The following is a 14011-nucleotide window of genomic DNA, read 5'->3' on the forward strand; positions in this document are numbered from 1 at the left end:
TTTTTACGGCATGTTCGCAGTCTAGTCTCCACCAACGTTTAGGGAACGTTAATTTTCACGGCTTCCGAGAGTCGCAATCACGGGGAGACACCGCCTCCCCGCGTCCCTCAGGACGCCTTCATGATCAGCGCCTGCTTCTCGTCCTTCATGGCCGCGAACTCGGCCTCGTAGAAGAAGCGCTCCTCGCCCAGGGCGGGCTCGAGATGATTGAGCCAGGTGGCGGCCTCGTCGTACTTGGCGAAGAAGGGCCGCTGCACCCAGTCGCTGTCGCGCCCCTGGATGAAGCGCAGCACGAAGACCTTCTCGCCGTGGATCTCCGCCACCCCCTGGATCTCCACCTTGCCCGGATCGGCGGACATCGACGGCCCCCGGGCGGTACGCGCCAGGCCCGGCACCTGTTTCATGGCCTCGCGGTAGATCTCCCAGGCGCGCACCAGCGGCACCTCGAAGTAGTGGCGGGCACCGGTGTCGCGCTCGACGAACATGTAGTAGGGAATCATCCCCAGGCGCACCTGGGTGGTCCACATGCGCGCCCACTGGTCGGCGTCGTCGTTGATGTGGCGGAGCAAGGGCGCCTGGGTGCGGATCTCGGCTCCGGTGGCGCGGATGCGGCGGATCGCCTCGCGGCAGATGGGGGTGTCCATCTCCTTCCAGTGGTTGAAGTGCGCCATGAAGGCGACGTGCTTGCCTGCCGCCGTCAGCTCGCGGAACAGCTCGAGGACATCCTCGGCGTCCGTGTCGGTGACGAAGCGGTAGGGCCAGAAGGTCAGGCTCTTGGTGCCGATGCGGATGTCCTGGACGTGGTCCAGCTCGGGCGCCATCAGCCCCTCCAGGTACTGGCGCAGGTGCTTGGCCTTCATCACCATGGGGTCGCCGCCGGTCATCAGCAGGTCCGTGACCTCGGTGTGCTCGGCCAGGTAGCGATGCAGCGAATCCGCCTCGCTGGAGGCGAACTTGAGGTCCTTGTCGCCGACGAACTGCGCCCAGCGGAAACAGAAGGTGCAGTAGCTGTGACAGACCTGGCCCTGGCTGGGGAAGAACAGCACCGTCTCGCGGTACTTGTGCTGCATGCCGGGCAGCGGCTCGCCATCGAGCAGCGGCAGGTTGAGGTCCATCTGCCCTGCCGGGTGAGGGTTGAGCTCGCTGCGGATGCGCTCGATCACCGGCTTCATCTCGGCCGTGGTCGCCTCGCGGCGCATCAGCGCGGCGACCTCGTCGAAGTGCTCGGGCCTGAGCATGCCTCGCTGGGGGAAGGTGAGCTGGAAGACCGGATCCTCGGGGATGTTGTTCCAGTCGATCAGCTCCTCGATCACGTATTCGTTGACGCGAAACGGCAGCACCTGGCTGACGACCCGCATGTCGAAACGCAGGTCGTCAGGCAGGCTCTGGATCGCCTCGATCTTGTCGAGCTGGCGATGGGTATAGACCTTGAACTGACGGGCCGCGAAGACGTCGGCCTGGGAATCGCCGAGCTCGATGTTCACGCGTTGGTTCATGCCACCTCCTCCTCTGTAGTCTCGCACGGCTCGGGGAAGCGCCCTGCGCGACAACTGATCACAGCCGGTGCGCCGGTCGAGGACCGGCGCACCGTGAGTTGTTCGGGGGGAGGCCATTGGTACAGACCTGGCGGGTGACTTGCAAGTTTCTGCGCCGATTTGCAACGAATGTCGCGAAACAAAACACAAAACGCAACGAACCATTCATGGCAGGCACTCACGGGAGGAGCCCCGGCCTTGATGCCCCGCTACGGTGGGCACCAGACTGAAGACGCAGTCCCTACCAGGAGGAAGGAGACAATGAGCGCGACCATCGAGTGTATCCGGGGCGATATCGCCCACCAGCCGGATATCGACGCCGTGGTCAATGCCGCCAACGCCGAGTTGCGCATCGGTGGTGGCGTGGCCGGGGCCCTGCATCGGGCCGCGGGCCCGGGGCTCGAGGAAGAGTGTCGCCCCCTGGCGCCCATCCAGCCCGGCCAGGCGGTGATCACCGGCGCCCACGGGCTACCCAATCGCCATGTGATCCACTGCCTGGGGCCGGTCTACGGCATCGACGAACCCTCCGACGAGTTGCTCGCCGCCTGCTACCGCCATGCCCTGCTGCTGGCCGAGCGGGAAGGCATCGCCTCGGTCGCCTTCCCGGCGATCTCCGCCGGCGCCTTCGGCTACCCCGCGACCGAGGCCGCACGCATCGCCCTCTCCACGGTGATCCGGACGCTGCCCGAGTGCCCCGGCATCGAGCGGGTACGCTTCGTGCTGTTCGACGCCGCCAGCGCCGAGCTGCACCAGCGCACCCTGGAGGCCTTGCAGAAAGGGTGAGGGTAGAACCCCCCTTGGCGGCCAGGGGCGATCTCGGGGCCAGGCGCAGAGCCATTGGAAGGCGATCGACGCCCTCTCCGGGGCATCGGGCAGGCCGATGCGGATATGGCCATGGCGCGCGAGCCGAAGCGGCCGCCGCTGCCGAGCTGATATGCTGGAGCCTGTGCTAACCGACATCAAGGACGAAACGTGCCACTCCGGGATCTGCTGCTGGGCCTCTCCGTCATCGCCATCTGGGCCCTGAACATCATCGTCATCAAGGTGGGGGTGGCGGAGATGCCGCCGCTGCTGATGACCACCCTGCGCTTCATGCTGGTGGCCGCCCTACTGGTACCCTTCCATCCGGTGGCGCGCCACCAGTTGCCCTTCCTGTTGCTGCTCTCGGTAACCTTCGGCACCCTGCATTTCGCGATGCTGTTCATTGGCCTGGGCCAGGCGGAAGCGGGAACCGGCGCGCTGCTGGTGCAGATGGGCACGCCCTTCGCCACGCTGCTGGCGGTGATCTTCCTCAGGGAGCGCCTGGGACCCAAGCGCCTGGTCGGCTTGATACTGTCGTTCGCGGGCATCGTGGTCCTGGCCGGCGGCCCCACCCTGCCCTCGCCGCTCCCGCTGGCCTTGTTGCTGCTCAGCGCCCTGGGCTGGGCAGTCTCACAGTTGCTGATCAAGCGCGGGCCGAATATCGCCCCCATGGCACTGGCCGGCTGGGTGGCGCTGTTCGCCGTGCCCCAGGTGGCGCTGGGCTCGCTGCTCTTCGAGCATGACCACCTCGAGGCCATGCGTCGGGCGGGCTGGGCCGGCTGGGGGGCCGTGGTCTACACCGCGGTGATGTCTTCCATTCTCGCCTACGGGCTCTGGTACGGCCTGCTGCGCCGCCACCCGGTCAACCGCGTCGTGCCCATGACCCTGCTGGTGCCGGTGCTGGCGGTGCTGCTGGGGGTACTGTTGCTGGGCGATACCCTGGGCATCCACAAGCTCGCCGGCGGCGGCCTGGTGGTAGCGGGCATCGCCCTGATCGTGCTGCGCTTCCGGCCGAGGCGAATCGAGGCGTGAATCCCTAGGCGGGGTCCTCAGTCACGTCGACCAGGCACTGGCTGCCGCTGCCCGGCCAACTGACGCAATCGCCCTCGGCGACGCCCTGCTCCGCGAAGTAGCCGGCGTTGACCTCGAGGGCCGCTCGGTAGGGCACCCCGGGATAGGTGACCGGACACTCGCCGGGACGCTCCGAGTCGCAGGGCTGCATCTGGCGGATCGCCACGATTCGCCCGTCTGCGTCGATGAAGGCGATATCCAGGGGAATCCGCGTGCGGTACATCCAGAAGCCGTTGCGCGGCGACTGCTCGTCACGATAGAGGAACAGCATGCCGGCCTCGGCATCGAGGTGATCCCGGTCTCTCAGTCCCTGGCCACGCTGGGGCAGAGTACGGGCGACCTCGACCCGCAGGCGATGGGGGCCCTGCTCGCTGTGCAGCACCAGGGTCACGGTGTCCAGCGGGCCGGGGCCCTCGGCCAGCAGGGACCGCGGGAGCAGGGCGGCGGTCGGCACCAGGGCGGCGAGGCCCAGCAGCAGTCGGCGTCGGGTCGGGTTCATGTCGGAGTCCTCGCATGGGTATCGATGGTGCCGCCGAGGGGCATCAGGTGGATGCCTGTGGCCAGAAGCGACACCTGAACGGTCTCGCCACGCGCCAGGCCGTTGCGGCGCGCGGCATGGGTGGATATCTCGAAGCGCAGGGTCTCCGACCCGTGCGCGAAGGCAAGCGATACCGAGGTGATGCCTCCCAGCACCACCATCTCGACCACCTGCCCGGATACCGGGTTCTCGCGCTCGCCCAGCGAGGGGCGCCCGCGGCGGTGCAGCACCACGTCGGAGTGCGGCAGGTACCAGGCGACCCGCTGGCCCGGCGCCAGCGCCTCCAGCCCCCGGGCAACCTCCAGCGCCCAGGGCCCCCACCGCAGGCGACGGTGCCCGTCTGCCTCCACCACCTCGCCCTCGAAGACGTTGTGACGGTCCAGCAGCCGGGCCACCTCGGGGCTGGCCGGGCGCCGGAACAGTGCCTCCGGGACATCCTGCTGCAGGCTGCGGCCGGCATGCAGCACGCAGAGCCGGTCGGCCAGGGCGGAGGCCTCATCCAGGTCATGGGTGACCAGCACGATGGGGATGTGGATCTGCTCGCGCAGCAGCGCGAGCTCCCGCTGCAGGCGGCGCCGGGTGACCTGGTCCACCGCCGAGAAGGGTTCGTCGAGCAGCAGCACCCGTGGGCTTCTGGCCAGGGCCCGGGCCAGGGCGACCCGCTGGCGCTGGCCGCCGGAAAGCTCGGCGGGATGACGCTCGGCCAGCCCCTCCAGGCGCACCCGGGTGAGCCAGGCCTGGGCCTGGTCGCGGCGCTCGGCGTTCGGCAGGTGGTCAAGCGCCACCATGACATTGGCCAGGGCGCTCAGGTGGGGGAAGAGCGCATAGTCCTGGAACACCAGCCCCACCCGGCGCTGCTGGGGACGCAACGAACGACCGCTGGCGGCGTCGAACCAGGTCTCGCCGGCACAGCGCACCCGCCCGCCGGCCGGCCGGTAGAGGCCGGCGATGGCCCGCAGCAGGGTGGTCTTGCCGCTGCCGGAGGGACCCACCAGGGCCAGCAGCTCGCCGGGCCGACAGTCGAAGTCCGCGGCCAGGGGAATCGGCCCGGGCTGGTGCAGGCTGACTTCCAGCCTCGCCTCAGGCATGGCGAGCGACGGCTCAGACACGGCGCCACCTCCGTCGCCCGGCGAGACCGTAGACCACGCCGATGGCCAGGAAGGAGACCAGCAGCAGCATGGCCGACATGATGCCGGCACCGGCCTCGTCGAAGGCCTGGACGCGGTCGTAGATGGCGATGGCCAGGGTGCGGGTCTCGCCATCGATGGAGCCACCGACCATCAGGACCACGCCGAACTCGCCCAGGGTATGAGCGAAGGTCAGCGCCAGCGCCGAGACGATCCCCGGCCAGACCAGCGGCAGCTCGATGCGCACGAAGGTCTGCCAGGGCGAGAGGCCACTGCACCAGGCCGCTTCGCGCAGGTTGGGGGGGACCGTCTCGAAGGCGCGTTGGATCGGCTGCACGGCGAACGGCAGGTTGGCCACCAGCGAGGCGAGCAGGATGCCGCCGAAGGTGAAATTGAGCCCGCTACCGGCCAGGCGTTGCCAGAAGGCGCCGAAGGGGGCATCGGCGCCGAACGACTGCATCAGGTAGAAGCCCAGCACCGTGGGCGGCATCACCAGCGGCAGGGCGACGAGGGCCTCGAACAGGGGTTTGCCGCGGGCTCGAGTGGTGGCCAGGGCACGCCCCAGCCAGAGGCCGAACGGGATCAACAGCAGGCAGGTGCCGACCGCCAGGCGCAGCGAGACCGAGAGTGCCGTCCAGTCCATCAGGGTCGTGTTTCCGTATCCATGTCGGCCTCGCCGGGCAACAGGAACCCGTACTGTGCGAGGAGCTCACGAGCCTCTGCCTCCTGCAGCCAGGCGTAGAAGGCTCGGGCCGTCTCGCCGGCGCCGTCGACCAGCACCATGCGCTGTACCAGGGGCTCGTGCCAGCTTTCGGGGATCAGCACGTGCTCGCCGCGCTCGGCCAGCGTCGGCGCCAGCACCAGGGAGTAGGCCACCAGGCCGCCACGGGCATCGGCGGAGAGGGCGAACTGGGCCGCCTGGGACACATTCTCGCCCAGCACGCGCAGGTCGGCGCTCTGTGCCCAGAGCCCGGCGTGTTCCAGCACCTGGCGCGCCGCCACGCCATAGGGCGCATGCTCGGGATTGGCGAGGGCCAGCCGCGGCCTGCCCACACCGGCAGCGTGGGCGGCGATGGCCTGGCGCACGCCGCCGAGTGGGTCGTCGGCGGCCGGCAGGTCGTCATGATCGGCCCGCTGCAGCCAGGCCAGGCGGCCGATGGCATAGACCACCCCCGCGTCCTCGGTGCGGCCCTCCTCGTGCAATGCCAGCACATAGGCCTCGTCCGCGGAGAGGTAGAGCTCGAAGGGAGCGCCCTGACTGATCTGGCGGCGGAAGTTGCCGGAGGAACCGAAGTTGAGGCGCAGACCGCGCCCGGTCTCTTGCCGAAAGCGCTCGGCCGCCTCGGTGAGGGCGAACTGCAGATCCGATGCCGCCGCCACCGTGGGCACGTCCGCCTTTGCCGATAGCGGCAGCAGCGACAGCAGCCCGAACAGCAGTGCCTGACATCCCGCTTTCATCGCGCCCCCCGGTGATCCGCTCGCAAGGCGGCTCCCGGGCCGCCGACGACGGCATTGTCGGCCACGGAGGCGACGCGGACAAGGCGGAGCCGCCAACAGGGTGCCTGGCCCTGACCCCGATCAAGCCCGGCTCAGGCCTCGGCCGGACTCGGCCGGCCGAGGATCGCCATCAGGTCGGTCTCGGTCTCCCGGGGACCGAGATCGAGCAGGTCCTCGAGCGCCCGCAGGTGCTCGTCGATCACCCCACGCGCCTTCTCCGGCTCGCCGGCGCGCAGCCGTGCCAGCAACCGGGGATGGTCACCGTCCAGGTAACAGGAGGCAAGCGATGGCCGCTTGTAGAGCGCGATGACGATCGAGGTGCGCAGGATCAGGTCGGTGAGCATGGCGCCGAGCACGCGATTGGGCGACAGCTCGGCCACCTGGTGGTGGATGGCCAAGGAGTGCTCGATGCGCGCCGGTTCGTCGCCGCACTGGTGAGCCTCGATCTCGCGATGCGCCTCCTGCTCCAGTGCCGACAGTGCCCCGTCGTCGAGCTGGCCGGCGAGCAGTGCCACCACTTCGCCCTCCACCAGGCGCCGGGCGGCGAAGGTTTCCCGGGTCTCCTCGATGCTGGGGGCACGCACCCGGGCCACCTGGTTCGGGCGCTGGTCGACCACGTGGTCGGCGGCGAGCCGGGTCAACGCCTTGCGGACCACCGAACGGCTCACGCCGAAGACCTCGCCGAGGGTCACCTCGGGCAGGCGGGTGCCGGGGGGCAGACGCTGGGTCAGCACCGCCCTGCGGACCTTGTCGACGATATGCTGGTCGCTGATGCGTACCCCCGCCGCCACGGCGGCCTGCACGTCTTCCTGCCAGGCGTTGCTCATGATGCCCTCTCTCTCGTCTCACCTCGCCGACACCTTCGCATGTTTCCCCTCTGCTGACCACATCTTGTCGATTTATTGTATACAACAATACTGGCCTCGTCACCGCACAGACCGGGGGACGGGGCCCGCCCGGGATGCTCAGAAGCAGGTGATCATCTCCTCGATCACCTCCAGGCGTTCGTCCGCCAGGCAGATGCGCCGCCACTTGTCGAAGGTCAGGCAAGGGTGCGAGACACCGAAGGCGATGATATCGCCCACGCGCACGCCGTTGCCGACCGGCTCACCGTCCTCCTCCGGCTCACCGGGCAGTCGCAGGAAGGCGTGCTGGTCCATCAGCTTGACCACCTCCATGCCGGCCACCGACAGCGGCCTGCGGGGGGAGCCGCCCTCGCGGTAACGCCGCAGCGGCTCGGGCAATCGATCGCCGCCGACGTCGCGACGCCCCATGGCGACGATGGCCAGCCCCGGCTCGGGCAGCGACTGCACCTGGGCGAACACCTCCAGGGCCGGCTCGAGGCCCCGCTCCAGCTCCGGGCGGCGGCCCAGCACCTCTTGCTGGGCCTCGCGATAGAGGCCGTGGTCGTGCACCACATAGCAGCCTGGTCGTAGCACCGGCACGAAGTGGGAGCTCAGGTGCGCCTCGCGGAACACCTGGGCGATCAGGTCGTACCAGGCCGACCCCGAGGCGGTGATCAGCGGCTCATGCAGCTCGATCAAGCCATCGTGGTCCAGCGCCTGGGCCGCCTCCACCAGTTGCCAGGCGTAGTCGCGGACGGCATGCTCCGGGTCGCGACCGTAGACTACCCCTTCGTAGCCCTCGAGCCCGGCCAGCACCAGGGCCGGCTCGGCGTCGATCAGCTCGCCCAGCGCCATCACCTGGTCGTGATCACGGCAGCCGCAACGGCCTCCCCCCACGCCCAGTTCGATCAGCACCTGCAGGCGCAGGTCCTGGGCGGCGAAGTAGCGCCCCAGTTGGCGTACGTTGTCGGCACCGTCGACGACGCAGTAGAAGTCGGCCCCCGCCTCGATCAGGTCGGCGACGATCGCCATGTTGGCTTCACCGACCAATTGGTTGGCCATCAGCAGCCGCCCGACACCATGCACGAAGGCCGCCCGGCACTGGGCCGCCGTGGCCAGGGTGATGCCCCAGGCGCCGGCCTCGAGCTGTCGCCGGAACAGCGCCGGCGTCATGGTGGTCTTGCCGTGCGGCGCCAGTCGCGCCCCGTGCTCGGTAGCGAAGCGCTGCATCCACGCCAGGTTGTGTGCCAGGGGCGCCTCGAACACCACCGCCGCCGGCAGGCTGACCCCACTCAGCAGATCGGGGGCCGTCTCGACGGTTCCCTTATCGCAGCGCCAGGTCGTCGGCGCTGTCGGCATCTCGCTCATCATGTCGCTCCTGAAAGGCCATCGAGGGCCGTCCGTAGTTCGCTTGCGCGGCTCTCCAGGATACCGAAGGCCTCGGCGGCACCCACGAGGTCACCCGACCGCGCCAGGGCCTCGAGCTGCAGCGCCGCAGCCCCGAGCGCCTGGCCACCAACGACCTGGGCCGACCCCTTGAGGGTATGCGCCGCCCGGCGCAGGGTCGCGGCGTCGTCCCGGGCGATGGCCTCCTCGATCTCCTGCATCAGCCTGGGGCACTCGTCCAGGAACAGCTCGACCATCTCGTCCAGCAGCTCGCGGTTGCCCTCGAGACGCCGCAGCGCTTCCTCTCGATCCAGGCAGGGGACAGCCTCGCCATCACCACTCGGCGCACCGTCCGTCGGCGCCGGAGGCTCGTGCGATGTCCCGCCGGCCGCCGGCTCCTCGACGGCCCGGAACAGTTCGGCGGCCCGGAACGGCTTGGTGACATAGTCATCCATGCCCGCGGCCAGGCAGCGCTCCCGATCCTGCTTGGTAGCACTGGCGGTCATGGCCACGATCGGCACATGCTCACCGCTCTCGCGCTCTCGCTCGCGGATCGCCCGGGAGGCGGCGAGGCCATCCATCACCGGCATATGGATGTCCATCAATACCACATCGAACGCTTGCCGCTCGACGGCGTCCAGGGCTTCGGCACCGTTGCAGGCCAACTCGACCTCGTGGCCGCGCTGGGTCAGCAGATCGATGGCCACCCGCTGGTTGGTGAGGCCATCCTCCACCAGCAGCACCCGCCGGGCGATCCAGTCGCCGGGGAGCTCGTGGGAAACGGGCACCGCCTGGCCGTTCGCGATGGCGACGCCGAGCGCCTCGGCGACGGCATTCAGCAGCTCCGACTGCTTGACCGGCTTCATCAGCAGACGCGAGATCTGCAACCGCCGGCGCAGTGCCGCATCGCCGGCACGCATGCCCGAGGAGAGCATCAGGATCCGCATCCCGGCCAGTTCGGGGCGTTGGCGCAGCCTGTCGGCGAGCTCGTAGCCGTCCATGCCCGGCATCATCACGTCGAGCAGGGCGAGCGGGAAGGGAGACTCCACGGCACGCTCGACGACCTCTAGGGCCTTTTCACCATTGGCCACCGCGGTGGGCCGCATCCCCCAACTGGCCAGGATCTCCTCGATAATCATGCGGTTGGTGCGATTGTCATCCACCACCAGCACGCGCTGGCCATGCAGCCCCAGCGGCTGCCGGAAGGCCTCGTCGCGCTCCACCGGCAGGCGGAAGTCGACGCTGAACGAGAAGCTGCTGCCATGCCCGCCCGGGCCGCTGGCGAGCCGGATCCGCCCCCCCATCATCTCGATCAGCTGGGCGGCGATGGACAGTCCCAATCCAGTGCCGCCGCTCACCCGGGTGGTGGAGGTATCCGCCTGGCCGAAGGCCTCGAAGACCCGCTGGCGCTGCGCCTCGGGAATGCCGACGCCGGTATCGCGCACCTCGAAGGCGATCCGCGCGCGGTCCTCGTCGAGTGTCTCGAGCCCCAGGTCCACCACCACCTCGCCGGTGTCGGTGAACTTGATGGCGTTGCCCACCAGGTTGACCACCACCTGGCGCAGGCGCACCGGGTCACCGAGCAACCAGTCGGGAATCTCCGGCGGGATATGCACCGCCAGCTCCAGTCCCTTCTCGTCGGCGCGCAGCGCCATGGTCTGCAGGGTATCGCCCAGGGTGTCGCGCAGGTGGAAAGCCACCGTCTCGAGCTCCAGCCGCCCTGCCTCGATCTTGGAGAAGTCGAGGATGTCGTTGATCAGCCCCAGCAGCGTGTCCGCCGATTTCTGGATGATCGCCACGTACTCCGCCTGCTGCTCGGTGAGCTCGGTACGCTCGAGCAGTTCGGCCACGCCGATCACGCCGTTCATGGGCGTGCGGATCTCGTGGCTCATGTTGGCCAGGAATTCGCTCTTGGCCAGGCTGGCCTGCTCCGCCGCATCCCGGGCGCGGCGCAGCTCGTCCTGAGAGCGGCGCAGCTCCACGGCAGTGGCCTGGAGCTCGGCGGTGCGCTCGTCGACCCGCTCTTCCAGGCGGTGACGGTGCTGCTCGAGCTCGGTGATGTCCGAATAGACGGCGACATAGCCGCCATCGCCGGTACGATGTTCGCTGATCTGGATGCATGCGCCGTCGCTGCGCACCATATGATAGGGCCCGCTGGGATGGCGATGCTGTTCGAGTCGCTCGGCGATCCACGCCTCGCTCGACGCATAGCCCCGGGGAGTGAGGCCACGCTCGGCCACGGCGCGCAGCAGGTCTTCGAAGTTCACCCCCAGCTCGACCACATCGCCCGGCGTGACGAAGTGCTCCTTGAAGCGGGAGTTGTAGAGCACCAGCCGGTCGTCGGCATCGAACAGGGCGAAGCCCTCGGCGATGGATTCGAGGGCTTCGGTGAGCTGGTCGCGCGCCGCCTCGGCACGAGCCTGGGCCTCCTCGGTCAGCATGACCTGGGCCTCGAGATGGGCGCGCTGGGTCTCCAGCTCGGTGATATCGGTATAGATGGCCACCACACCGCCATCGCCGGTCCGCCGCTCGCTGATGCGCAGCTGTCGGCCGGTGGCGGTGCAGACCGTGAAGGGTGGGCCCGGATTGCGGCGCTGGGCGAGGCGCCAGGCGATCCACTCCTCCGGCTCCCGGTCGCCGATGGAGATGATCTTCTGGTAGACCACCGTGCGGATCAGCTCCTCGAAATGCATGCCCGGCTTGACCAGGTCAGGCACCCCCGAGTACTCATCCCGGAACCGCGAGTTGCAGATCACCAGGATGTCATCGGCGTCGTAGAGGGTGAAGCCCTCGGAGATCGACTCGAGCGCCTCGATCAGCTGCTGACGCAGCAGGCAGCAGGGTGCCATCTCTCGTGGCCGTTCGGGCTCGGTGGTCATGCGACGTCCCCCTCATTCCAGGCGGATCAACCGCCGCGCGGCTAGGAGCTGCTTCGTTAAAGAGCCCGCTATGCGCCTCATCAGATCGATAAACTTGTCTCGAAACCCGTGTCTCTCGCGACGATCGGTCAAACCCGACAGGCTCCTAGGGAAAGACGCCGCGCAGCAGCTTGGCTTCGGTCACCCGCGAGGCGCCCTCGACCAGCGCCGCCGTGCGCATGTCGAGCTTGTCCTGCCGGGCCCGACGCAGCGTACGCTGGAAGGCATCCAGCAGGATCGCCTTGAGCCGACCGTTGATCTCGTCGAGGGTCCAGGTCAGGTTCTGTATGCCCTGCACCCACTCGAAATAGGACACCGTCACCCCCCCGGCGTTGCCGAGGATATCGGGCAGCACGAAGATGCCGCGCTCGTGGAGGATATCGTCGGCCTCGAGCATGGTCGGCCCGTTGGCGCCCTCGGCCAGCAGCCGGCAGTTGATGTCGGCGGCGTTCTCCACCGTGACCTGGTTCTGCATGGCCGCCAGCACCAGGATGTCGCAGTCGAGCTCGAGCAGCTCGTCATTGTCGAGCGCCTCGGCATCCCCATAGCCGGCCAGCACCCGGTGTTCGTCGATATGGGCCTGCAGCGCCTCCACCGACAGTCCATCGGGGCGATGGAGCGCGGAGGAGACATCACCCACCGCAATGATCTTCACGCCCAGCTCGGCGAGAAAGCGCGCCGCATGGCTGCCCACATTGCCGAAGCCCTGGACCACCGCGGTCGACCCGGCGAGCTCGAGCCCCAGGTGCGCCGCCGAGGCCTCGATCAGGTAAACCAGGCCACGCCCGGTGGCCTCCTTGCGCCCCAGCGAACCACCCAGCACCACCGGCTTACCGGTGACCACCGTCGGCACCGCATGCCCCACCTGCTGGCTGTAGGTGTCCATCACCCAGGCCATCACCTGCTCGTCGGTCCCCAGGTCCGGCGCCGGAATATCCTTGTCCGGGCCGATCATGTCGATGATCTCGGTGGTATAGCGTCGCGTCAGGCGCTGCAGCTCCGAACTGCTGAGCGCGGTGGGATCGACCCGCACGCCGCCCTTGGCGCCACCGAAGGGCAGCCGCATCAGGGCGCACTTCCAGGTCATCCAGGTGGCCAGGGCCGCCACCTCGCCCAGGGTCACGTCCTGATGGTAGCGGATGCCGCCCTTGGTCGGCCCCATGGTGAGGACGTGCTGGACCCGGTAGCCGAACACCGTCTCCACCTGGCTGTGATCGTCGCGCAGGAAGGGGAAGGAGACCATCTGGGCACGCTGCGGGAACAGCAACCGCTGGCGCACGTTGTCGTCCAGGTTCATGTACTGGGCGGCCTTGAGGAATTGCTGCTGGGCCAGGCGGAACATCGGCGAGTCCCATTCGCCGCCCCTGGCCCGGGCTCGGGCCAGGGTGTAGCGAACCGCACGCCCCAGAGAGGCACCCTTGAGATGCGACTTGACCAGGTAGTCGTAGGCCCCCGACTCCACCGCCCGAGCCGCCAGCTTGACGTCGTCGAGGCTGGTGAGGATCACCACCGGCACCTGGGGTGCCACCAGGCGGACTCGCCACAGGGTCTCCAGCTCCTGGCTGTCCGGCAGCACCAGGTCCAGCAGCACGAGATCCACGTTGCCCTGGGCGAGGCGTTTCAGGCCGGTGTCGAGACGTTCCACCGCCTCGACGTCGCACCGTAACTGGACATCGGCCTTGAGCAGCTGCTGGATCAGGCGGCGATGCAGCGCATTGTCCTCGATCAGCAGCAGGTGTATGGGGGTGGCGGACATGATCGAAGCCCTCGCGGTGAGCCGAGCTCGGCCAGCACATCCTGAATCCCGCCCGGAGCCCGACACCCCCGGGCGGGTCCCGTTAGCCTAAGCGTAGGCCAGACGGGCGTTATCGGCGCCCCCTTGGGAGCCCAGGGCTATTGCAGTTGACTGTAGCGAGGGGCGCCGGGGGCAGGCCGAAGAGGAGGTCCGATTCCAGGGGTGAGGCGGAATCAGAAGAACATTCACTGGATGTTCTTCCCGCCGAACGGGTTGGCCATGGACGGCCAATCCCGGCCCTGCAAGCGGAGCAGGATGTGAGAGCGCCGCAGGGAATCGGTGCCCAAGGAAGGGGTTACAGCGCCTCCTCGCCGGCCTGCCGGCGGATCAGCCCCGAGCAATGCTGCTATCTGCGATAGCCCTGCTTGGGAGCCTGTCGGGCTCGACCGACGGCCCCTACCCGACCTCGAGGATCTTCAGGGTGTTGGTACCGCCATGGGCGTTCATGTGGTCGCCTCGGGTCAGGATGACATGATCGCCGGGTTCGGCAATGCCTTT

11 protein-coding genes are annotated in these 14011 nt (G+C 68.5%); 2 read left to right on the forward strand and 9 right to left on the reverse strand.

Features of this window, described 5'->3' with window-relative positions; all coding sequences use genetic code 11:
* Window positions 1-107: 107 nt before the first annotated feature.
* Complete coding sequence (locus tag CR157_RS04650) at window positions 108-1496, reverse strand: KamA family radical SAM protein (RefSeq protein ID WP_110282336.1); 1389 nt, start codon at window positions 1494-1496, stop codon at window positions 108-110.
* A 300-nt stretch (window positions 1497-1796) separates the two neighbouring features.
* Between CR157_RS04650 and CR157_RS04655 the strand changes: the two genes are divergently transcribed.
* Window positions 1797-2318: a macro domain-containing protein gene (locus tag CR157_RS04655; protein WP_110282337.1), complete on the forward strand. Its 522-nt coding sequence runs from the start codon at window positions 1797-1799 to the stop codon at window positions 2316-2318.
* 189 nt (window positions 2319-2507) lie between these two features.
* Window positions 2508-3368, forward strand: a complete 861-nt coding sequence (locus CR157_RS04660) for a DMT family transporter (protein WP_110282338.1) — start codon at window positions 2508-2510, stop codon at window positions 3366-3368.
* A 4-nt stretch (window positions 3369-3372) separates the two neighbouring features.
* On the opposite strand, the gene CR157_RS04665 is transcribed toward CR157_RS04660, so the two are convergent.
* From CR157_RS04665 to CR157_RS04700, 8 genes are all read right to left on the reverse strand, one after another.
* Window positions 3373-3906 (reverse strand): DUF192 domain-containing protein, encoded by a 534-nt coding sequence (locus CR157_RS04665; protein ID WP_110282339.1) that lies wholly within the window; start codon window positions 3904-3906, stop codon window positions 3373-3375.
* Window positions 3903-5054: an ABC transporter ATP-binding protein gene (locus tag CR157_RS04670; RefSeq protein ID WP_258364064.1), complete on the reverse strand. Its 1152-nt coding sequence runs from the start codon at window positions 5052-5054 to the stop codon at window positions 3903-3905. The genes CR157_RS04665 and CR157_RS04670 overlap by 4 nt, the downstream gene beginning before the upstream one ends.
* Window positions 5047-5715 carry a molybdate ABC transporter permease subunit gene (gene modB / locus CR157_RS04675; RefSeq protein WP_110282341.1) on the reverse strand — a complete coding sequence of 223 codons (669 nt, stop codon included), beginning with the start codon at window positions 5713-5715 and terminating at the stop codon, window positions 5047-5049. Before modB ends, CR157_RS04670 begins: the two co-directional genes overlap by 8 nt.
* Window positions 5715-6530, reverse strand: a complete 816-nt coding sequence (modA, locus tag CR157_RS04680) for a molybdate ABC transporter substrate-binding protein (protein WP_110282342.1) — start codon at window positions 6528-6530, stop codon at window positions 5715-5717. The genes modB and modA overlap by 1 nt, the downstream gene beginning before the upstream one ends.
* A gap of 131 nt (window positions 6531-6661) precedes the next feature.
* Entirely contained in the window at window positions 6662-7396 is a 735-nt protein-coding gene (locus tag CR157_RS04685) for a GntR family transcriptional regulator (RefSeq protein ID WP_110282343.1), read from the reverse strand.
* Between the two features lie 138 nt (window positions 7397-7534).
* A complete protein-coding gene (locus CR157_RS04690) occupies window positions 7535-8773 on the reverse strand; it encodes an amino acid deaminase (RefSeq protein WP_110282831.1) in 1239 nt (412 codons plus the stop codon).
* Window positions 8774-8781: 8 nt separating this feature from the next.
* Window positions 8782-11679 carry a hybrid sensor histidine kinase/response regulator gene (locus CR157_RS04695; protein WP_110282344.1) on the reverse strand — a complete coding sequence of 966 codons (2898 nt, stop codon included), beginning with the start codon at window positions 11677-11679 and terminating at the stop codon, window positions 8782-8784.
* Window positions 11680-11824: 145 nt separating this feature from the next.
* Complete coding sequence (locus tag CR157_RS04700) at window positions 11825-13474, reverse strand: Glu/Leu/Phe/Val dehydrogenase dimerization domain-containing protein (protein WP_110282345.1); 1650 nt, start codon at window positions 13472-13474, stop codon at window positions 11825-11827.
* Between the last annotated feature and the right edge of the window lie 537 nt (window positions 13475-14011).

Origin of the sequence: Halomonas sp. LBP4, from assembly GCF_003202205.1 — a bacterium.
GTDB lineage: Bacteria > Pseudomonadota > Gammaproteobacteria > Pseudomonadales > Halomonadaceae > Halomonas > Halomonas flagellata.